Origin of the sequence: Gracilibacillus lacisalsi DSM 19029, assembly GCF_000377765.1 — a bacterium.
Classification (GTDB): domain Bacteria; phylum Bacillota; class Bacilli; order Bacillales; family Amphibacillaceae; genus Gracilibacillus; species Gracilibacillus lacisalsi.
In genome coordinates, this window is record NZ_KB898664.1 from 98,053 (window position 1) to 120,055 (window position 22,003).

18 protein-coding genes are annotated in these 22,003 nt (G+C 36.7%); 15 read left to right on the top strand and 3 right to left on the bottom strand.

All coding sequences use genetic code 11. The features are described 5' to 3' along the window. The first annotated feature begins 397 nt into the window (after window positions 1-397). From D569_RS0105490 to yihA, 6 genes are all read left to right on the top strand, one after another. A complete protein-coding gene (locus tag D569_RS0105490) occupies window positions 398-1,063 on the top strand; it encodes an HAD family hydrolase (protein ID WP_026287226.1) in 666 nt (221 codons plus the stop codon). Window positions 1,064-1,202: 139 nt separating this feature from the next. After that, complete coding sequence (locus D569_RS0105495; protein ID WP_018931399.1) at window positions 1,203-2,189, top strand: tetratricopeptide repeat protein; 987 nt, start codon at window positions 1,203-1,205, stop codon at window positions 2,187-2,189. Window positions 2,190-2,361: 172 nt separating this feature from the next. Next, a complete protein-coding gene (gene tig / locus D569_RS0105500) occupies window positions 2,362-3,648 on the top strand; it encodes a trigger factor (protein WP_018931400.1) in 1,287 nt (428 codons plus the stop codon). 343 nt (window positions 3,649-3,991) lie between these two features. Beyond that, complete coding sequence (gene clpX / locus D569_RS0105505) at window positions 3,992-5,263, top strand: ATP-dependent protease ATP-binding subunit ClpX (protein ID WP_018931401.1); 1,272 nt, start codon at window positions 3,992-3,994, stop codon at window positions 5,261-5,263. A gap of 309 nt (window positions 5,264-5,572) precedes the next feature. Then, on the top strand, window positions 5,573-7,906 hold the full coding sequence (gene lon, locus D569_RS0105515) for an endopeptidase La (protein WP_018931403.1): 2,334 nt from the start codon (window positions 5,573-5,575) through the stop codon (window positions 7,904-7,906). Further along, window positions 7,893-8,477: a ribosome biogenesis GTP-binding protein YihA/YsxC gene (gene yihA / locus D569_RS0105520; protein ID WP_018931404.1), complete on the top strand. Its 585-nt coding sequence runs from the start codon at window positions 7,893-7,895 to the stop codon at window positions 8,475-8,477. The genes lon and yihA overlap by 14 nt, the downstream gene beginning before the upstream one ends. A gap of 252 nt (window positions 8,478-8,729) precedes the next feature. On the opposite strand, the gene D569_RS0105525 is transcribed toward yihA, so the two are convergent. Continuing rightward, window positions 8,730-9,629 (bottom strand): DMT family transporter, encoded by a 900-nt coding sequence (locus D569_RS0105525; protein WP_018931405.1) that lies wholly within the window; start codon window positions 9,627-9,629, stop codon window positions 8,730-8,732. 72 nt (window positions 9,630-9,701) lie between these two features. Continuing rightward, entirely contained in the window at window positions 9,702-10,181 is a 480-nt protein-coding gene (locus D569_RS0105530; protein WP_018931406.1) for a LiaI-LiaF-like domain-containing protein, read from the bottom strand. A gap of 228 nt (window positions 10,182-10,409) precedes the next feature. Here D569_RS0105530 and hemA point away from each other — a divergent pair, with 228 nt between their 5' ends. The 8 genes from hemA to ilvD all read left to right on the top strand — a co-directional run bounded on the left by hemA (window position 10,410) and on the right by ilvD (window position 19,846). Next, the gene (gene hemA, locus D569_RS0105535) at window positions 10,410-11,777 is read left to right on the top strand and encodes a glutamyl-tRNA reductase (RefSeq protein ID WP_018931407.1); all 1,368 of its coding nucleotides are present in this window, start codon (window positions 10,410-10,412) and stop codon (window positions 11,775-11,777) included. A gap of 18 nt (window positions 11,778-11,795) precedes the next feature. Then, entirely contained in the window at window positions 11,796-12,614 is an 819-nt protein-coding gene (locus D569_RS0105540; RefSeq protein ID WP_018931408.1) for a cytochrome C assembly family protein, read from the top strand. Between the two features lie 24 nt (window positions 12,615-12,638). Further along, window positions 12,639-13,571 carry a hydroxymethylbilane synthase gene (hemC, locus tag D569_RS0105545; protein ID WP_018931409.1) on the top strand — a complete coding sequence of 311 codons (933 nt, stop codon included), beginning with the start codon at window positions 12,639-12,641 and terminating at the stop codon, window positions 13,569-13,571. A gap of 26 nt (window positions 13,572-13,597) precedes the next feature. Continuing rightward, window positions 13,598-14,332, top strand: a complete 735-nt coding sequence (locus D569_RS0105550; protein WP_169336431.1) for a uroporphyrinogen-III synthase — start codon at window positions 13,598-13,600, stop codon at window positions 14,330-14,332. Beyond that, window positions 14,332-15,312 (top strand): porphobilinogen synthase, encoded by a 981-nt coding sequence (gene hemB / locus D569_RS0105555; RefSeq protein WP_018931411.1) that lies wholly within the window; start codon window positions 14,332-14,334, stop codon window positions 15,310-15,312. The genes D569_RS0105550 and hemB overlap by 1 nt, the downstream gene beginning before the upstream one ends. Before the next feature lie 13 nt (window positions 15,313-15,325). Next, a complete protein-coding gene (gene hemL, locus D569_RS0105560; protein ID WP_018931412.1) occupies window positions 15,326-16,612 on the top strand; it encodes a glutamate-1-semialdehyde 2,1-aminomutase in 1,287 nt (428 codons plus the stop codon). Window positions 16,613-17,279: 667 nt separating this feature from the next. Beyond that, window positions 17,280-17,954, top strand: coding sequence for a FadR/GntR family transcriptional regulator (locus D569_RS0105565; RefSeq protein ID WP_018931413.1), 675 nt, complete (start codon window positions 17,280-17,282; stop codon window positions 17,952-17,954). A 218-nt stretch (window positions 17,955-18,172) separates the two neighbouring features. Then, window positions 18,173-19,846 carry a dihydroxy-acid dehydratase gene (gene ilvD, locus D569_RS0105570; protein WP_018931414.1) on the top strand — a complete coding sequence of 558 codons (1,674 nt, stop codon included), beginning with the start codon at window positions 18,173-18,175 and terminating at the stop codon, window positions 19,844-19,846. 580 nt (window positions 19,847-20,426) lie between these two features. Here ilvD and D569_RS0105575 read toward each other — a convergent pair. Beyond that, a complete protein-coding gene (locus tag D569_RS0105575; RefSeq protein ID WP_018931415.1) occupies window positions 20,427-20,741 on the bottom strand; it encodes a DUF3221 domain-containing protein in 315 nt (104 codons plus the stop codon). Window positions 20,742-20,990: 249 nt separating this feature from the next. Between D569_RS0105575 and spoVID the strand changes: the two genes are divergently transcribed. Next, entirely contained in the window at window positions 20,991-21,947 is a 957-nt protein-coding gene (gene spoVID, locus D569_RS0105580) for a stage VI sporulation protein D (RefSeq protein ID WP_018931416.1), read from the top strand. Window positions 21,948-22,003 lie beyond the last annotated feature (56 nt).

The following is a 22,003-nucleotide window of genomic DNA, read 5'->3' on the forward strand; positions in this document are numbered from 1 at the left end:
TAAAGAAACCATGGGAATGATGGAGGAACATACAGATACTAAATCTTATAAAAAGAATGGAATAAATGGCTTTTAAAGGAGTATCAACTTGCTAAGTATCTGTGTGAAATACGTGACTATTGGATTATTTTCTATCCTTAGAGGGATTGCGCAGATCCTTCACAACTAATAAGCAAGTAATAATGATAAAAATAATCATGGTTATTTGCGTGAGAGTGTGTTCCAAAGCTTGATGAATGCCAATGGAGAATCCAGTTAACAAAATAAATAGGTACGTTAGTTGGTGTAATTTCATTTTTAAAATGGTGTTGAAGTAACACCAAAATTCACCTCGTTTCGGTTCAAACTTTATTTGCTTTATTTGTTATAATAAGAAGAAAAAGGCTGGTGATGATCAATCAAAGCTGTTTTATTCGATTTAGACGGCACTTTGCTAGACCGAGATTCGTCGATAAATATTTTTGCTGAAAATCAATATAATAAATATTATAAAGCTTTACAACATATAGATAAAGACTTGTATATAAATTGTTTTACCGAACTGGATAACAGAGGGATGGTCTGGAAGGATAAAGTGTACCAACAGTTAGTTAAAGAATTCTCCATTACGGATTTAACATGGAAAGAGTTGTTAGATGATTATATAAGTCGGTTTTGTTATAGTTGTAAACCATTCTCTAATCTACATCAAATGCTGAACAGATTAAAGAATATGAACATAAAACTCGGGATGATCACAAATGGAAAAGGCACGTTTCAAAGGGATAGTATTAATGCTTTAGAAATTGATAAATATTTTTCAATCATTTTAATCTCAGAGTTAGAAGGGATAAAAAAACCAAACCCTAAAATTTATGAAAAAGCTCTACAACATTTGCAAGTCCAACCGCATGAATGTTTTTTTGTTGGAGATCACCCCGAAAATGATATAAATGCTGCCAAACGAGTTGGTATGCATACGATTTGGAAATATACTTCTGGTGTTACATGTGATAGTGCAGACTTTGTTATTGACGATTTAAATGAAATTCCGATTATTATGAAGGACTTTCAACACGACTAAGTATGTTAAAAAGCTCTTCCCCATGATCATCATCAACAATTAAAATTCATCCAGTCCTTCGCTATATCTGATGCTTGAGTAATATTAGAATAAACTTTATAATAGTATCTACTATCATAAAGAAAAGGCAGGTGAGATAATGGAAGAAGAAAGGGAAAACATCATTATTTTTCCTAAATGGAAGGATAATTTAGAAGGTAAAGCGAAAACAGCAATGCAGGAAAATCGTTTTCAGGAAGCTTATGACTATTTCCATCAATTAACGGAAAATGGTGTCCGATCACATGAAGTAATGACAGGTAAATTAATATGCATGATGGAACTTAACATGCATGATGAAGCGGAAGATTTATGTGAAGAACTAATCACCAAGAAAGATGATTATTTTGCTTCTTATGTACATATTTATGCCACATTATTATTTCAGTCAAGCAAGTATAATGAAGTGATGTTTCTAATTGATGAGGCTTTGACGCAAACAAATATTCCTTCTCATATTAGAGATCAATTACGACATATGTATCAGCTAAGTAAAGAATTACAGCAACAGGAAGATAAAAAATCATACATAGAAGTTCAGAAACAGTTAGAGGAAGCCATTGAACAGAAAAATGACCGTCAGCAATGGTATATGGTGAAGCGCTTACTTCAGTTGGAGGTATATCACGATAAAACTTTTTTTAGAGGGATGTTAAAGAATCCCGAAATTCATCCAGTAGTAAAGACGGCGTTATTAGAATATTATCAGAAAGTACAACCAGATCAACCGATACATATAGAAAAGTTTCAATTGACAGATGAAATACATATAAAAGAATTGGACGATATTTTACCTGTTTCCTTTATAACAGGTGTTACCCATTGGTTAGATCATGTACAACAACAAGACCCTACCAAATTTCAAATGATTCAATTCATATTAGAACGCTTTGCCTATGTATACACCCCTTTTTTACCACAAAAGGAAAACTATCAACTTTTAGCGGAGTCGCTGTTGTATTATGTTAGCAGAAGTTTCCAATTATTCGACGAAGAAGACGATCGCCAGGTTTCTGTTATCAAGGAACATTATTTGAAAATGATTGATATATCAGAGACACTTTATGGAACAATTTTAGACGTTTAATGCCTGGTGATAAAATTCATTGCAAAAAAAATACTACATACGTTATTATTATTGAAAGCAAATGCAATTATGTTATAATAAGATGGTTGCAATTTGCGTTCGGTCTATTATAGGATGGTATATTGAATGAACGTCAAATATACAGATTTTTTTATGTTGGAGGGAATTTAGAATGACAGCAAAATGGGAAAAGCAAGAAGGTAATGTCGGCGTCTTAACGGTAGAGGTAGATGCAGACAAATTCGATAGTGCTTTAGACCAGGCCTTTAAGAAGGTTGTAAAACAAGTACAAGTACCTGGTTTCCGTAAAGGTAAAATGCCGAGGGGAATGTTCGAAAAACGTTTTGGTGTAGAATCATTATACCAAGATGCTGTAGATATTATTCTTCCTGGTGAATACACAAATGCAGTAGAGGAAACTGGAATCGAACCAGTAGATCAGCCAGAAGTGGATATCGAACAAATCGAAAAAGGTAAAAACCTTATTTTTACTGCTAAAGTTACCGTGAAGCCTGAAGTACAACTTGGCGATTACAAAGGACTTGAAGTAGAAGAAGTAAGCACAGAAGTAACAGATGAAGATGTAGAAGAAGAAATCAAAAAGCAACAAGAACAACAAGCTGAACTTGTTGTGAAAGAAGAAGGCGAAATCGAAAATGGTGATACTGCTGTAATCGATTTTGAAGGCTTTGTTGACGGAGAAGCATTTGAGGGTGGTCAAGCAGATAACCATTCATTAGAAATTGGTTCTGGCTCTTTCATTCCAGGCTTCGAGGAACAACTAGTTGGTAAGAAAGCGGGAGAAGAAATAGACGTAGAGATTACTTTCCCTGAAGAATACCATGCAGAGAACTTAGCTGGAAAAGATGCTACTTTTAAAGTGAAAATCCATGAAATTAAAGCAAAAGAACTTCCAGAATTGGATGATGAATTTGCTAAAGACGTGGACGAGGAAGTAGAAACACTTGATGAGTTAAAAGAAAAAACAAAGAAACGTCTTCAAGAACAGAAAGAAAACGAAGCTGATGCTAACAAACGTGAATCTTTAGTTCAACAAGCGTCTGAAAATGCAGAAGTGGAAATTCCAGAAGCTATGGTACAATCTGAATTAGATCGTATGCTTCAAGAATTTGAACAAAGATTACAAATGCAAGGCATGACATTAGACATGTACTTCCAATTCTCTGGCCAAGATGAAGATGCGTTAAAAGAGCAAATGAAAGAAGATGCTGGAAAACGTGTGAAAACAAACTTGACGTTAGAAGCAATTGCTGCTGCTGAAAATGTAGAAGTAACAGATGAAGATGTCGAAAAAGAATTAGAATCTATGGCTTCTATGTACAATATGGAAGTGGATCAAATCAAACAAGCGCTTGGAGGAAACACTTCAGCTCTTCAAGAAGACTTGAAATTCAAAAAAGCAATTGATGTCCTTGTAGATAATAGTAAATCAAAATAAACAGTATAAGAAAACAAGGTGCGAAAAGCCGTACCTTGTTTTCTATACACATTTAACCTTCATCCTGCCAAACTATACAGCCCCATTTTTTTTACACAAATAATTGATGAATGAAATAGAAGGATATACATTTGGTAAGACTAACATATACATAAAGAAAACTCTTCTCCTATAAAAGGCAAACTATTTGTAATCGACTTAAAAGACTGATACTCTTTACAAACGTGAAAAAGTGTATTACTTTTTTATTTTGGAACAATTTGATATGATTGCCTAAAGACGAAAAGTGTTTAATCGTTTTTATGAATTACAGGAGATATTTTTTGAACAAGGGGTGAATGTCATGTATAAATTTAATGAAGAAAAAGGTCAATTGAAATGTTCATTCTGTGGAAAAAGCCAAGACCAGGTTCGTAAGCTAGTCGCTGGACCAGGTGTTTATATATGTGATGAATGTATTGAACTTTGTACAGAGATTGTGGAAGAGGAATTAGGTACAGAAGAAGAAGTGGAATATAAGGATATTCCAAAACCACAAGAAATCTGTGAAATTCTAGATGATTACGTTATCGGACAGCAAAAGGCAAAGAAAAATTTATCAGTAGCCGTATACAATCATTATAAACGTATCAATTCACCAAAATCGAAAGATGACGTAGAATTGGCGAAAAGTAATATCGCAATGATTGGTCCTACGGGTAGTGGTAAGACATTGCTTGCACAAACACTTGCACGTATTTTAAATGTGCCGTTTGCTATAGCAGATGCAACATCATTAACAGAAGCAGGTTATGTAGGGGAAGACGTTGAAAATATCTTATTAAAGCTTATTCAAGCAGCTGATTATGACGTTGAAAAAGCGGAAAAAGGTATTATCTACATTGATGAAATTGATAAAGTTGCTCGTAAATCAGAAAACCCATCCATTACACGTGATGTTTCTGGTGAGGGTGTGCAACAGGCATTATTAAAAATTCTTGAAGGCACAACAGCTAGTGTACCTCCACAAGGTGGAAGAAAGCATCCACATCAAGAATTTATACAAATTGACACTACTAATATTTTATTCATTTGTGGTGGAGCATTTGATGGTATTGAACAGATCGTGAAGCGTCGACTTGGTAAGAAAGTTATTGGTTTCGGTGCTGACGCTGACAACCAGGAATTAGATAAAGCGACGCTACTTTCAAAGGTACTTCCAGAGGATTTATTACGCTTTGGTTTAATTCCAGAATTTATTGGACGTCTGCCAGTTATCGGAAGCTTAGAGCCACTGGATGAAAAAGCACTAGTGGATATTTTAACAAAACCAAAAAATGCTTTAGTAAAACAGTTTAATAAGCTTTTCGAAATTGATGACGTTGAATTGGAATTTGAAGAGGGTGCACTGGAAGCTGTTGCTCAAAAAGCAATTGAAAGAAAAACAGGTGCTCGTGGTTTACGATCCATCCTCGAAGGCATTATGTTAGATGTTATGTTTGAACTGCCTTCCCGTGAAGATATTAAGAAGTGTATCATCACGAAAGAAACAGTTACACAAGAAAATGGTCGTCCAAAATTAGTCCATGAAGATGGAACAGTTCTCGACCTTGAATCTCCAAAAGAAAGTGCGTAAATAGGGCGTCAGAGCTGACCGTGATATATGACAGCACAATATTGCAGAAAAAATCCCTTGTTGTTCAACAAGGGATTTTGTATTGTTTTATCACCATAGGTAAAACTAATAAAAAGTACTTTTAGATTTACAAAAAAACGAAACTTCTTTAAACTTATAACAACAGAAGAAACATTCAATGGTACTAGGTATTATGCATATCATTTTTATTGGCTATAGTATAAAACGAACGAAGGCTTTCGCCAAAAGATATGGTGATCACTTTTTGTTTGGATACATAAGAACTAGTAGCTTTGACGGAGGTGCCATATGACAGAATCAAAATTTATACATATTCCATTATTGCCATTACGGGGGTTAATTGTATTTCCAGGTATGGTGATTCATCTGGATGTAGGGCGAGAAAAATCGATTCAAGCGTTAGAGAAAGCAATGATGAATGATCAGCACATATTTCTTGCTGCTCAAAAAGAAAGCGCCATAGATGAGCCGAAAACAGATGATATTAATACGATTGGTACGGTTGCAAAAGTTAACCAAATGCTAAAATTACCGAACGGAACGATGAGAGTCTTAGTAGAAGGGTTGTACCGTGCTGAAATTCAACAATTTATTAATGAAGAGAAGCAATTTTTTGTTGAAATTGAAGAAGTAGAGGATATACATCAGAAAAAAGCTGAAGAAGATGCGTTAATGCGTACATTGTTAGAGCAATTTGAGCATTACACTAAAATTTCAAAGAAAGTCAGCAAAGAAACGTTGGCAAGTGTGACAGATATTGAGGATCCTAGCCGTTTTGCTGATCTTGTTGCTTCACATATAACCTTAAAGATGTCAGACAAGCAAGAAGTACTGGAAACGTTAGATGTTACGAAACGTCTCCGTAAGTTACTGGAAATCATCTCTAACGAAAAAGAAGTATTAGAATTAGAACGAAAAATCGGACAACGTGTTAAAAAATCGATGGAAGAAACCCAAAAAGAATATTACTTACGTGAACAGATGAAAGCCATCCAAAGTGAACTGGGTGATAAAGACGGTAAGACTGGTGAATTAGCAGCATTAAGAAAAAAGCTAGAAGAAAAAGACTTGCCTGAACGGATTGTGGAACTGATAGAAAAAGAATTAAACCGATATGAAAGAGTGCCACAAAGCTCAGCTGAAAGTTCTGTGATACGTAATTATATTGATTGGGTACTGTCATTACCTTGGACAGAGGAAACAGAGGATAATCTGGATATAAACCATGCTGAAAAAATTCTAGATGAAGATCATTATGGATTAGAAAAGGTTAAAGAACGCGTTCTGGAGTATTTAGCAGTTCAACAGCTAACCAATTCATTGAAAGGCCCAATTCTTTGTTTAGTTGGACCACCAGGTGTTGGTAAGACATCTCTAGCCAGATCTGTGGCAAGATCGATTGATCGCCATTTTGTCCGGATATCACTAGGGGGTGTCCGGGATGAAGCGGAAATCCGAGGTCACCGCCGTACCTATGTTGGTGCAATGCCAGGCCGCATTATCCAAGGTATGAAAAAAGCTGAAACCATTAATCCAGTCTTTTTGTTAGATGAAATTGACAAGATGTCTAATGATTTTCGTGGAGATCCTTCGGCTGCCATGTTGGAAGTATTAGATCCTGAGCAAAATAATACCTTCAGTGACCATTACTTGGAAGAAACGTATGACCTTTCTAAGGTTATGTTCATTGCTACAGCTAATAACTTGGCAACTGTACCACGACCTTTACTTGACCGTATGGAAGTTATTTCGATCGCAGGTTATACCGAATTAGAAAAATTACACATTGCTAAACAACATTTATTGCCGAAACAATTAAAAGAAAATGGTCTAAAAAAAGGGCATATGCAGATGCGTGATGAAGCCTTATTAAAGCTTATACGTGTGTATACGAGAGAAGCGGGTGTACGTGGTTTGGAACGTCAACTAGCTTCTATTTGCAGAAAGGCAGCTAAGATCATTGTTTCTGGTGAAAAACAACGCGTCATCGTTACGGAAAATCAATTAGAAACGATTTTAGGTAAGCCGAAATTCCGCTATGGTATGATGGAGGAAGAAAATCAAATTGGTGCTGCCACAGGATTAGCCTATACCGCTGCGGGTGGTGACATTTTATCGATTGAAGTTAGTATCTCAAAAGGGAAAGGAAAACTAACGTTAACTGGTAAGTTGGGCGATGTTATGAAGGAATCAGCACAGGCTGCTTTCAGTTATATTCGTTCAAGAGCAGATCAATTAAAAATAGATCCGGATTTCCATGAAAAATATGATATTCATATTCACGTTCCAGAGGGTGCTACACCAAAAGATGGACCATCAGCTGGTATTACGATGGCAACGGCACTGATCTCCGCTTTAACGGGAAGAGCGGTTCGAAAAGAAGTAGGGATGACAGGAGAGATTACTTTAAGAGGTCGAGTACTGCCAATTGGTGGGCTAAAAGAAAAATCATTAAGTGCACATAGAGCAGGTATTACAACCATTATAATTCCAGCAGATAACAAGAAAGATTTGGAAGATATACCTGAAAGTGTTCGGGAAGGTTTAACGTTTGTTCCGGTTGACCATTTAGATACAGTATTAGAATATGCATTATTGGGGGAGAACGATGAAAGTCAATAAAGCAGAAATCGTCATTAGTGCGGTGTCTGAAAAGCAATATCCAAAGGATCGTTGGCCGGAAATTGCCTTAGCCGGACGTTCAAACGTAGGGAAATCGTCTTTTATCAATAAATTGATCAATCGGAAAAATTTAGCTCGAACATCTTCAAAGCCTGGAAAAACGCAAACATTAAATTTTTATAATATTAATGATGCCTTTTACTTCGTGGATGTCCCTGGTTATGGCTATGCCAAAGTATCAAAAAAAGAGCGAGAAAAATGGGGTAAGATGATGGAAGAATACTTCTCGCTCCGTGATACATTGAGGCTGACTGTGTTGATTGTAGATATCCGTCATAAACCAACAGAAGATGATGTGATGATGTATGATTTTCTTAAGTATTATGAGATTCCTGTATTAGTAATCGCAACGAAACTGGATAAAATCCCTAAAAACAAAAAAGCAACCCACTTAAAAAGAGTGATTGATACACTTGAACTTGACCCTGAGGATAGTGTCATTCCTTTTTCCGCTGAAACTAGTGAAGGAAAAGAGCACGTGTGGAGTTATTTATCTAATTATCTCAAGTAGATCAATAATCGAAGAAGTATTTATCATAAAGTTGTTGAAAGACAAAAAACATAAGAAATCGAGGAAAGTGTCCATCATAAAGCTGATGAAGGACAAGAAACACGAGAAATTGAAAAAAGTGTCCATCATAAGGCTGATGAAAGACAAAAAACATAAGAAATTGAAAAAAGTGTCTATCAAAAGGTTGATAAAAGTCAAAAAATATAAGACATTAGAAAGTCTCTATCAGTACTTATACAAAAAAACCGAGCGTTATTGCTCGGTTTTAGTAACTTTTCTTTGCTTGTGGTAAACAGTTAGGAATGCTGCACTGATTACTAATATTATTCCGATGACTTGTAAAAATTGTAAGTTGTCATTAAAAATAATTACACCAATCAAAACGGCAATGATCGGCTCCATTGCTCCTAGAATGGCAGCTTTACTTGATTCGATGCGAGTAAGACCAAACGTATAAAGTGTATAGGCACCAATCGTGGATATAATAACGATTCCACCGATATTTAGCCAGACTTCAGCTGATTGAAAAGCCTCTGTCTTCTCCCATAACTTACTAGTTGGCAAAATAAAAATACTTCCCATACATAACGCATAAATGGTTGTTGTAAGAAAATTATAGTGCCTGCTAACTTGTTTACCAATAATACTGTATAAACCACAGAAAAAGGCAGACAATAAGCCCAATACGATACTAATGAATGGAATTTGCATATTTCCAATTGGTATTAGTTGAATAGCCAGTGAACAACCAAAAATCGTCAATGCTAGTGAGGTAATTTTCCTGCTTGTAATGGCTTCTTGAAAGAAATATTTAGACAATACGGTAACAAAAACAGGAGCAGTATACAATAGTACAACGGCTATGGATAGTGACGTCTGTTTCATCACTGTAAAGTAACACCAATTGAAAAAAACAATACTACATACCCCTAGTCCGACAAAGTGAGGGATATGTTTCCATTGAATTCGTAACTTCCTTGGAGCAAGAATGGCGATAAGCGGCATTAAAATGATGGTAGAAACAGTTAAACGGATTGCGACGATTTCCCATGCAGTAAATCCTTCGTTATACAATCCATCCACAAATAAGCCTGTCAAACCCCAAAAGCTCGCTCCGATTAATGTAACGAAATAAGCCAAATAGTTCTTCATACTTTCACCTTCTTTTCTCTCTATATTTTCAAAGGCTTCTGTATTCAGAAAGCATAGCCATCATAGCACATATTATTTTTTTTTCAACAGCAAATACAAACCTAATCCAATTAAAACTACTGGCCAAAAACGTTCAATCCAGCTCATAAGTTGATGGATCCAGCTAAACCAACCTGGCTGATTATCAGCGAAGATGGCAAAACCGGAAATAATTAATAATATGATACCAGGAATAAATCCTTTTTTTGTTTTAAAAGCACGAGCTAAAAAGGCTATACCGATAATCATGGTATACATTCCCCAATGATCAATCCAAAATGGATAATGGGTGAGAGCATGAAAATGGATCCCTAGTCCAAGTAATAGAATACCGGGGAAAACATTTTTAAAATCTTTAGCTGAAAAAGCATGAATGAGAAAAGCTGCCCCTACCAAAATTAATAAAGTAGGCCATGAGTAGAAATCTGTAAAGATAGGAAGTCGTAATTCCCTAAGTAAGAAAAAGACTCCGATTCCAATCAATAAATAAGCTACAAGACCATTATTTTTCAAAAATAAACACTCCTAGATAATAATTATTATTAATTTATATTCATTTTCTTGATAAAATATATTGAATATGATAAAGTACTAATGAATTCAAAATCACATAACAACAACTTTCATTCTATCATAGATGATTAATAAACTGTTCATAAAATCATCACGATTTCGACATGAAAACATGTTATAATGATAATACTTATGTGTTAGGCTTTTGCTTTTTTGGGGGTAGATACAGTGCATATTTTAGCAGCGAGTATAAATTATAAAACAGCTCCTGTTGAAGTGAGAGAAATGCTAGCATTCCGTGAGGATACGATTACTGATGCAATGACAGAATTAAACAGCAGAAAAAGCATATTAGAGAATGTCATTATTTCTACTTGTAATCGCACGGAAATATATGCGGTAGTTGATCAGCTTCATACAGGAAGATATTTTATCAAACAGTTTTTGGCCGACTGGTTTGATATCGAAAAGGACGCATTCGCACCACACCTGATTATGTATGAAAACGAAGCAGCAGTGGAACATCTATTCCGCTTAAGCTGTGGATTAGAGTCCATGGTAATGGGTGAAACGCAAATTCTCGGTCAAGTAAAGCAAATCTTTTTAGATGCGCAAAAACGAAAATTGACTGGTACTATATTTAATGAGCTATTTAAGCAAGCAATAACGATCGGTAAAAAAAGCCAACGGGAAACATCCATCAATGAGAATGCTGTATCAGTGAGCTATGCAGCAGTAGAACTAGCCAAAAAGATTTTTACTGATTTACAAGAAAAGCATATTGTCATTATTGGTGCTGGCAAAATGGGCGAATTAGCTGCCAAAAACATCTATGGTTCTGGGGCAGAGCAGGTGACCGTTGTGAATCGTACTGTGGAGAAGGCAGAACAATTGGCAAGCCAATTTAATGGTGTCGCAAAATCAACTGCTGAGCTTGAGAACACTTTGGTGCAAGCTGATATTGTGATCAGTTCTACGGGAGCGAATGACTACATGATTACTAAAGATCTGTATCAACGTGTAGAAAAAAAGCGTAAAGGTCGTCCGTTATTTCTTGTTGATATTGCTGTACCAAGAGATTTAGATCCAGCTTTGGAATCTGTAGATAATGTATTCTTGTATGATATCGATGATCTCCAAAATGTGGTGGATGCTAATCTAGAGGCTCGAAAAGAAGCGGCCGAAGTTATTGAACTGTGGATTGAAGAAGAAATTGTTGCATTCAATGAATGGCTACAAACACTTGGTGTTGTACCGGTTATTACTGCATTACGTGAACAAGCATTATCGATTCAACAAGAGACTATGAAAAGTATTGAACGCAAAATGCCTAACCTAACAGAACGTGAACGTAAAGTGTTAAATAAACACACAAAAAGTATCGTCAATCAATTACTAAAACAACCTATCTTGCAGGCGAAAGAATTTGCTGGCCAAAAAAATGCAGAGCAAGCATTAACCTTATTTATGCAAATCTTTGATATTGAAGATCGTGTCAAAGAAGAAGTGAAAAAAACAGAAAATGATAAAGTGATTACTTTTGAAAAAAATAAGGATAGCATTATACAGAAACTACAAAATGTGTCGACACATTAATCGGGTGGTTTTCCCAATATGTTCGAAGAGAGATTTTTACAAGAAAGTGTATTATTACTCTATGGCTTGACTGTTATTATTTATTTTATAGATTTTCTGTACCATAACCGGAAAGCGAATCGTATCGCTTTCTGGTTGCTTGCAATGGTTTGGCTTTTTCAAACCATTTTTTTATTAACAGAAATTTGGAAAACATCAAGTATACCGATACAGACCTTAAATGATGGGTTATATACGTATACCTGGATTATTATTACGTTTTCGTTAATCGTTCATCGAATGTTCCGACTGGAATTTTTTATGTTCTTTATCAGTGTATTTGGCTTTTTTATCATGATTATCCATACATTACGATCGATGCAAATCACGGATTCTACCCAGATCCCATTGGTATTAGATGAAATGCTTTTTGCGCATATTGTACTTGCGCTCGTATCCTATGGTCTGTTTACCATTTCTTTTATTTTAGCTTGTCTATACTATATGCAATATAAATTTCTTAAACAGAAAAAAGGGTATAAATGGTTACGAAGATTCCAAGACTTAGAAGGATTGGAGAAAAGAGCATTTCAATTGATTGGATTGGGCGAGCCCCTACTATTGCTATCGATTATTCTAGGTGTCGTATGGGCTTACATGACCAACACAGAGTTTTACTGGGGTGATAGTAAAACACTCGGTTCCATCATTGTGTTAGTCATTTATGCTGGCTATTTATACATGCGAATTCAAAAGGGTTATCAAGGTAAAGCTATTTTAAGCTGGAATATATTCGCATTTCTCGTTTTATTAATCAACTTTTTCCTGTTTAACAGTTTATCGAACTTTCATATGTAACAAAACACAAAGGAGGCAACTAGCTTGCGTAAAATTGTCGTAGGTTCAAGAAGAAGTAATTTAGCATTGACTCAGTCAGAATGGGTTATTGAGCAATTAAAGAAACATGCGGGTGATAAATATCAATTTGAAATTAAAAAGATTGTGACAAAAGGGGATCAAATTCTTAATGTCACACTTTCGAAAGTCGGAGGTAAAGGACTTTTTGTAAAAGAGATTGAAAAAGCAATGTATGACAAAGAAATAGATTTTGCTGTACATAGTATGAAAGATATGCCTGCAGTGATGCCAGAGGGACTGATGATTGGTTCCATTCCTGTTCGAGAAGATCATCGAGATGCTTTTATCTCCAACGATCATATCAAATTAGCGGATTTACCGGCTGGAGCGGTTGTAGGAACCAGCAGTTTGCGCAGAGGATCGCAAATTCTAGCAGCACGACCTGATCTGAAAATTCAATGGATTCGTGGAAATATTGAAACAAGAATGCGTAAGTTAAAAGAAGAGAATTTCGATGCAATTATTTTGGCAGCAGCAGGGTTAAAACGAATGAACTGGAGTGAAGATATTGTTACGGAATATTTAGAACCAGATGTTTGTGTACCTGCTGTTGGACAAGGTGCCTTAGCAATTGAATGTAGAGAAGATGACCAAGAGCTATTAGCATTATTAGAAAAAATTAATGATGCTTACACGGAAAAAACGGTAACAGCGGAACGCACCTTCTTACATTTATTAAATGGCGGTTGTCAAGTCCCGATTGGTGGCTATGCATACCTTGATGGTGATGAGGTTGTATTAACTGCATTAGTGGCAAGTAGTGATGGTAATACGATATTAAAAGAAACAATAAGAGGGAATGACCCTCAACAGGTTGGGAAAGAAGCAGCCGAAAAATTGCAGGCTCAAGGTGCCCAGAAACTGGTAGACGAAGCAATCGAGGAGAATCAGGGATGAGTCTGCCTTTAAAGGGGAAGAGAGTAATGGTGACAAGGGAAGCGAGACAAGCCTTACCCTTGATCCGATTACTTGAAGGGTATGGTGCTAGTTGTGAACGTGTACCACTCCTTTGTTTTGAGGCAATAGATGATGATGTAAATCGCAGTCAATTGACCAATCTTGCTTCATTTGATTGGCTATTCTTTACAAGTGTGAATACAGTCCGCTATTTTCATCAATATATAACAACGCTTGGTATTCAAGTAAAAAATAAAATTGCAGCTGTCGGTGAAAAAACAGCAAGATCATTAGCTCATTATGGTTATGCCGTTGATTTTCAACCTTCCATTTACAGTGGTAAAGCTATGGTCGAAGAATTTTTAAATGAAAATAGTACGAAACAAATTGCGCTTATTTGTGGCGAAAATGCCAGAAGAGAAATTCCTGAATTACTCAAGGAAGCAGGAGTATCTTTTGAAAAAATCGTGATTTATCGTACAATAAAGAATGAGCAATCAAAATCTTTGTTAAACAAAAGAGTGTCTCAAGTTGATGCGGTATTTTTCACTAGTCCATCAACCGTTGATGCTTTTCAACAATTTTTGAAGCCTCACCTGTTTGAACAAGCTAAAAATAGTTTGTTGACTATTGCGATTGGAGAAACAACAGCAGAGGCATTATGTGAACGGTCATTCTGTCATATTCTCTATCCGGATACATTTACAGTTGAGAACATGGTAGAGGTTTATATTGATTACATAAGAAAAGGTGATGCATAATGGCAAAAACACAATTTGATCGTCATCGTCGCTTAAGAAACTCTAGTGTTATGAGACGATTTGTGCGTGAAACAGATTTAAAAGTAGATGATTTAGTATACCCATTATTCGTTGTCGAAGGGGAAAATATTAAAAATGAAGTAAGTTCAATGCCAGGAGTATTTCAAGTATCACTTGATCACCTCGATGAAGAAGTGGAAGAGTTATTATCACTAGGTATTCCGTCTATCCTGTTATTCGGGGTTCCGAAAGAGAAAGATGAAGTCGGCTCAGGTGCCTATGACCCAAATGGTATTGTTCAACTGGCCATTCGACAGATCAAACAGAAAACCGATCAACTGCTAGTTATTGCGGATACTTGTCTTTGTGAATATACATCCCATGGCCATTGTGGTGTGATTGAAAATCAGGATGTTGACAATGACAAATCATTACCACTGCATGTAAAAACGGCGGTTACGCAAGCTGAAGCTGGAGCTGATATTATTGCACCATCGAATATGATGGATGGATTTGTAGCGGAAATTCGTAAAGGGTTGGATGAGTCAGGATTTAAGCATATTCCTATTATGTCTTATGCAGTTAAATATGCTTCCGCTTTTTATGGTCCATTTCGTGATGCAGCAGAAAGCACTCCACAATTCGGTGACAGAAAGACCTATCAAATGGACCCTGCAAATCGATTAGAAGCAATGCGTGAAGCGGCATCTGATATCGAAGAGGGTGCAGACTTTTTAATTGTTAAACCAGCATTATCCTATATGGATATCATTCGAGAAGTGAAGAATCAACATCCTGTCCCAGTAGTTGCTTATAATGTAAGTGGCGAATATTCTATGGTCAAAGCGGCTAGTCTCAAAGGATGGATTGATGAACAAGCGATCGTTTTAGAGAAACTGACATCTATGAAACGAGCTGGAGCGGATATTATTATTACGTATTTTGCAAAAGATGTGGCCAAATGGCTTCAAAATAAATAAGGAGGTAGCTCTTATGCGTGAAAATCAGAAATCGGTTGATGCATATAAAGAATCGGTCAGCTTAATGCCGGGAGGGGTTAATTCACCTGTTCGAGCATTTAAATCGGTAGGCATGAACCCGATCTATATGGAATCTGGTAAAGGATCCAAAATATATGATATTGATGGTAATGAATACATTGATTATGTTTTAAGTTGGGGGCCATTAATTTTAGGTCATGCGGATGACCGAGTAGTCTCCAAGTTAAAAGAAATAACTGAAAAAGGGACAAGCTTTGGTGCACCGACATTACTGGAAAATGAATTAGCGCAATTAGTTATTGATCGTGTCCCTTCCATTGAAATGGTACGTATGGTTAACTCAGGTACAGAAGCAACTATGAGTGCTTTGCGACTAGCTCGTGGCTATACAGGGAAAAATAAAATTCTCAAATTTGAAGGAAACTATCACGGCCATGGTGACTCATTGTTGATAAAGGCTGGTTCAGGTGTTGCGACACTAGGTCTTCCAGACAGTCCTGGTGTACCGGAAAGTGTTGCTCAGCATACGATTACTGTACCTTACAATGATTTAGAGAGTGTTCGCTATGCTTTTGAACAATTTGGTGATGATATTGCAGCTGTGATTGTGGAACCTGTATCAGGTAATATGGGAGTTGTACCACCACATCAAGAATTTTTAAAAGCATTGCGTGACATTACTACTCAACACGACACTTTACTTATTTTTGACGAAGTAATGACTGGTTTCCGTGTTGGTTATCATTGTGCACAAGGTCATTTTGAGGTTACACCGGATTTAACTTGTTTAGGAAAAGTAATCGGTGGAGGTTTACCGGTTGGTGCTTATGGCGGTAAACGTGAGATTATGGAACGTATTGCTCCTGTCGGTGATATTTATCAAGCTGGAACATTGTCGGGGAACCCGCTTGCAATGACAGCTGGTTTAGAAACGTTAAAGGCAATGGATCGTGCTGCCTATGATGAGATTAATAAGAAAGTGGATCGACTTGTAGAAGGATACAGGTTAGCAGCAGATAAGCACAATGTGTCATTACAAATCAATCGTGCGGGATCAATGGTCGGAGTCTTTTTCGCCGATGAACCAGTTATTAACTATGAAACAGCAGCGAAATCTGATACCGAAGCATTTGCAACATATTACCGAACAATGGCAGAAGAGGGAATTTTCCTTCCTCCTTCTCAATTTGAAGGGCTATTTATGTCAACAGCCCACACGGATGATGACATTGAAAAAACAATTGCAGCAGCAGAAAAAGCATTTGAAAAGCTATCTTAATTCAGAAGCTTGCAAGCCAAAAAAGGTTTGCAAGCTTTTTTAAAAAGGTAAGTAAGTATATAATCAGCGCAATGACCGTGATTAACGAAGTAGTTATTTTGACATATTTTATGTGTGTTTGCCAACGCTTCGACTAATTACTTCGCTTTCCGCGAGCACGGCCTCAACTAACTTTGCAAAGAAAAACACTTTGCAAAATGGATTTTCGGCTCGCGCTATTCCCGCAGGAGTCTACGTAATTAGTCTCCGCTATGAGGAGATGCAGCAATTCTTGTCAGAAGTAATAGGTTGACTTTTATAAAATAGATAAGAGCAAGAATCGCTATCCATAAGTATAAAAGTAGCAATGTTCCTTCATGCTAGAGTTGTAGAGCAGAGCTTAGCGAAGGCCGCCCACTTCCTCCTGTGGAAATCGTTTGACCTGAAGATCCACTTTCTCGAGCGGTTTTGGCTCGAAAAAGTTAGCTGAAGGACAACCCCCACGTAAAGGGAAGTGGGCAGCCGCAGCGGCGGTTAAGTGATTGATATATTTCAAAATAGCTACTAAAACAATCGCAGATCCACGGAAAAGGACTGAGCGAATTTTGCTCAGTTTTTCTTAAAAAATCTAAATGGGATACCACAATCTATATGCTATACTAGAAAGAAAAATAGGGTGATAAAGTTTATGGTTCAAAAAAGACTATCTGATAGTGTAGCAGACGATATAATGTCCATGCTTGCTATTGAGAAAAGATTTCTTCCAGGTGATAAGCTTCCAAATGAAAATGAATTATCAGAGGAGCTAAATATTAGTAGAACAACCCTTCGGGAAGCGATCCGGATATTGGTTACTAATGGCATTTTAGAGATTAGAAGAGGGAAGGGTACATATGTAAAGGAAGACATTGATGTAAATAATCTAGAAGAAATGGGCTTTCTTGTAGAGGCTAAAATAAATGCAAAAGATTTGTATGAAATGCGCTTGATATTTGAACCCGAAGCTGCCTATTATGCGACGATTCGAGCAAGTGATCCGGAATTAAGGCGTATTTTAGATTATGGTAACCAAATAGAACAAAAAATTAAGCACAATGAGGATCGAACAGAAGTAGAACAAATGTTTCATAAATCCATCGTAAAGGCTACCCATAATGAATTTATGGAAAAGCTGATGCCAGTTCTTTACCAAGCTATCGATAAGGGAGTCATTTTATCTAAGAAAAAGGAACTTGCAGTCAAAGATACGATCAATGATCATAAAATGATAATGGAATTTATGAAAAATCGTAATCCTGAAGGTGCAAGAAGCGCAATGAAAATTCATATTTTGCATGCAATGGAAGAGTTGCGAATTGAATAATAGTTCATTGAAAGGACATTTTGGATTTAGCCAAGATGTCCTTTTTGTCGTATGAGAAAGTGTGCGATAAATAAAAGCACCCGATATCCCTTCCATAAAATAGCTCTTCAACAACTATTTTATGAAGCTTCTTCTGAATTTGTCATACAACTATATTGACAGTAGACAACATACGATATAAAATACATTAAACAAATAAAATAAGGGGTGTGGTACAGATGAGAAGAAGTGATACGATAAAAATAGGAGTAGATCGTGCTCCTCATCGTAGTCTTTTATATGCTACGGGGAAGGTGAAAGCGAAAGATTTAGGGAAACCATTTATTGGTGTTTGCAATTCTTATATTGATATTATTCCTGGACATGTACATTTACGTGAGTTCGCAGATGTAGTAAAAGAAGCCATCATTGAAGCTGGTGGTATTCCATTTGAATTCAATACGATTGGAGTGGATGATGGAATTGCGATGGGACACATCGGAATGCGTTATTCCTTGCCAAGTCGTGAATTAATTGCAGACAGTGCTGAAACGGTTATTAATGCGCATTGGTTTGATGGCGTATTTTATATTCCGAACTGTGACAAAATCACACCTGGTATGCTATTGGCAGCAGCTCGTACGAACGTACCCTCCGTCTTCGTTTCCGGTGGTCCAATGGAAGCCGGTACAAGTTCTAGCGGAAAACAACTTTCATTATCATCTGTTTTCGAAGGTGTTGGGGCATATAAATCAGGTAAGATGACGGAAGAAGAATTTAACGATATTGAAAAGAACGCTTGTCCAACTTGTGGGTCTTGTTCAGGTATGTTCACAGCAAATTCCATGAACTGTTTGATGGAAATGTTAGGTGTAGCACTACCTGGGAATGGTTCGGTTGTAGCCACAAGCGAGAAGCGTAAAGAATTGATACAAGAAGCAGCAAAACATTTGGTTCGTATGATTGAAGAAGATGTTAAACCGCGTGATATCATTACAAAAGAAGCGATTGATGATGCGTTTGCACTTGATATGGCGATGGGTGGATCTACCAATACAGTATTGCATACATTAGCTATTGCCAGAGAAGCTGGAATAGAATATGACCTTGAAAAGATTAACAAAATTGCTGCCCGTGTTCCGTATCTTGCGAAGATTATGCCTGCATCTGATATCTCCATGGATGATATCAATAAAGCTGGAGGAATTAGTGCCATTATTAATGAATTAACGAAAATCCCTAATGCTATTCATCCAGATCGCTTAACGATAACAGGTAAGTCAATGGGCGAACTTGTTAATGGATATGACATTACAAATAAACAAGTTATTCGTCCAAAAGATAATCCATACAGTCCAGTAGGAGGATTATCCATTTTATACGGCAATCTTGCTCCAGAAGGTGCTGTCATTAAAGTTGGTGCTGTTGATCCTGCCATCAAAGTATTTGAAGGAGAAGCAATCATTTTTGATTCTCAAGATGAAGCGCAAGAAGCGATTGATAATGGAACTGTTAGAGAAGGGCATGTTGTTGTTATCCGATATGAAGGACCTAAAGGTGGTCCGGGAATGCCAGAAATGTTAGCTCCTACATCGGCTATCATGGGCCGAGGTTTAGGCAGTACAGTGGCTCTTCTAACTGATGGGCGTTTCTCAGGTGCATCTCGGGGTATTTCCATTGGACATATTTCCCCAGAAGCTGCAGAAGGTGGACCAATTGCATTAATTGAAAATGGGGACGTTGTGGTTATTGATTTACCAAATAGAATACTAAATGTAAAAGTATCGGACGAAGTCTTAGATGAACGTAGAAAATCGCTAGAACCCTTTGAGCCTAAAATCAAACAAGGTTGGTTAGGAAGGTATTCAAAACTTGTAACAAATGCTTCTAAAGGCGGCGTGATGAGCATATAATTGTTCTGATCTTATAAATGATTGGAATAAATTCATAGAGTATTATTTATTAAGCAATCTTTTAACTAGAAAATAAACGTTTGGATGAAAGAGCTCCAAACGTTTATTTAAATAGCAAAGAAAGTATAAAAATTGAGTGCCTGTCTAGCTCTGAACGCCCAAAAACTAGGCGACTTCACGATTCGCACTAACGATAAGTCATCATCGGTTCGTAAAACCACCGTGATTCCTTTATCTCAGTTGATTTTGAAGTCGCTACGTTTCTAAACAGGCGCTCTGCGCTTTTCTTATAATATAGGGAAGTATATAATCCGCTGTACTAAATGCATTTGTAAGCAGAGTAGCCATTTTGAAATAGCTTGTACAAGAAACCATCGCTGCGGCTGTCCACTTCCACTCCTGTGGGAATTGTTTGATCTGAAGATCCACTTTTTCAAGCGGTTTGGCTCGACAAAAGGTAGCTGAAGGACAAACCCACAGAAAGGGAAGTGGGCAGCAGGAGTGGTGAACAAGCAGTTGATAGTATTCATAATATCTAGTAGAGGAAGCGTAAATCTTGAGCATTTAGTGATAATATTGCTCAGTTTTTCTTGATTTCGTGTTTGCCTAATTTTGCCTGAGGAGGTTGAGTGTCTAATATCTGGCCTTCTATCCATATTTTCACAACATCACCTGTTTCAAGGTTTTCTAAATCTGTCATGTCCTCAACCGAAATTAAAATTTGATCATTGTAACCATCTTCAGTGATATTTCCCGACTTAATATTCATTTGTATTTGATTGTTATCTTCGAATGAAACAACAACCCCCATAAAATCTGGAGTATTTGAATAAGACTCTTCCTCCGAACAACCAACTGTAATGATGATTAAGACTATTAAGATCCATTTTTTCATTTTTAAACCCCGATAATCATTATTTGTTAGTTAGTATAACATGTCTCAAAACTGAAGGAAAAATAACCGTCAGCAGTAGGTTTTAAATAAAATGAAAAAAAGTATTGTTTCACCTCTTTATACTACATAGCAGTTCAAGAAAATAAACAAGCTGAATGATATTGATCAAGCATATTTCTCTCGTTACCTACATATAGTTTATTGAGATGCTAGTACGCCTTAGCTAAGCAAAGGAAAGGGGGAAGTGCTTTGCAAGAAGCCTTTACATTTAATATTCATGAAGCAATAGCTTTTGATAAGGATCAGCAAATCCAGGAAATGTTAGGCATTGGATTAGAGCCAGTAATTTCAATGGAGGAAATAGGTAACACACTTTCTATTAGAGGAGTAATGGAACTGAAAGGAGAGTATATTAGAAACGATGCTCCTGTCGAAAGTGAAGTTCGCCAAACAGACGCAACCTTTGTAGAACGAGTAGAATCTTTGTCTGATGAAGTAAATGAATTTTTTCATAAATTCCTTATTGATGTATCGATTCCTATGGAGAGAATCCCTTCATTAGATGATGTCTCAATTGAAGTAGATCATTTTGATTATACATTAGAATCTGCTAATGAAATGGCGATCGAAGCAACCCTTGCTATTCAAGGTATTGAAGAACCGCAAGTTGAAGCAGAAATTCAAGAAGAAGAGACTCTGCCATCTTTTGAAGAAAATCGTATGGATCATGAAGAACTAGAAGAAGAGGAAGAAGATACATTCCATGTAGAAGTAGAAGCAGAATTAGATAATGAACCAGAAGAGGAAAAAGTGGTAGATATCAGCAGTGTCCGAAATGATTCTGAAACAGTTGAAGATGAAGATAGTATAGATGAACAGGAAGAGGACTTAGTAAGAGAGCCTGAAGATGATTTCGTATTAGAAAATGATGAGGAAGAAGAGGAAAATGCAGAAGACAAACTGCATGTCCAAGCAAGGGAAGAGCGGACAAATGACACATCCTATTTATTAAATATTTTTGCTGGTGAAGAAAGTGCTAGCTATACTCGATTAAAATTATATATCGTGCAACCTGATGATCAGATGCAAACTATCGCTGAGCGTTATCAAGTTTCTCCTAGACAAATTATGAGAACGAACCGTCTAGAGGAAGAGGATATAACGGCAGGTCAATTAATTTATATTCCTATAACCTCAGAAGATTAAAGATTTAATCCCTTGGTGCCAGTCAAGGGATTTTTTGTTTACGTGTATACAAAGAG

Excerpts from the sequence above, each read along its gene's own strand:
- D569_RS0105495 (WP_018931399.1), top strand. The coding sequence starts at position 1,203 with ATGGAAGAAGAAAGGGAAAACATCATTATTTTTCCTAAATGGAAGGAT.
- tig (WP_018931400.1), top strand. The coding sequence starts at position 2,362 with ATGACAGCAAAATGGGAAAAGCAAGAAGGTAATGTCGGCGTCTTAACG.
- clpX (WP_018931401.1), top strand. The coding sequence starts at position 3,992 with ATGTATAAATTTAATGAAGAAAAAGGTCAATTGAAATGTTCATTCTGT.
- lon (WP_018931403.1), top strand. The coding sequence starts at position 5,573 with ATGACAGAATCAAAATTTATACATATTCCATTATTGCCATTACGGGGG.
- yihA (WP_018931404.1), top strand. The coding sequence starts at position 7,893 with ATGAAAGTCAATAAAGCAGAAATCGTCATTAGTGCGGTGTCTGAAAAG.
- D569_RS0105525 (WP_018931405.1), bottom strand. The coding sequence starts at position 9,629 with ATGAAGAACTATTTGGCTTATTTCGTTACATTAATCGGAGCGAGCTTT.
- D569_RS0105540 (WP_018931408.1), top strand. The coding sequence starts at position 11,796 with ATGTTCGAAGAGAGATTTTTACAAGAAAGTGTATTATTACTCTATGGC.
- D569_RS0105550 (WP_169336431.1), top strand. The coding sequence starts at position 13,598 with ATGGTGACAAGGGAAGCGAGACAAGCCTTACCCTTGATCCGATTACTT.
- hemB (WP_018931411.1), top strand. The coding sequence starts at position 14,332 with ATGGCAAAAACACAATTTGATCGTCATCGTCGCTTAAGAAACTCTAGT.
- hemL (WP_018931412.1), top strand. The coding sequence starts at position 15,326 with ATGCGTGAAAATCAGAAATCGGTTGATGCATATAAAGAATCGGTCAGC.
- D569_RS0105565 (WP_018931413.1), top strand. The coding sequence starts at position 17,280 with ATGGTTCAAAAAAGACTATCTGATAGTGTAGCAGACGATATAATGTCC.
- ilvD (WP_018931414.1), top strand. The coding sequence starts at position 18,173 with ATGAGAAGAAGTGATACGATAAAAATAGGAGTAGATCGTGCTCCTCAT.
- D569_RS0105575 (WP_018931415.1), bottom strand. The coding sequence starts at position 20,741 with ATGAAAAAATGGATCTTAATAGTCTTAATCATCATTACAGTTGGTTGT.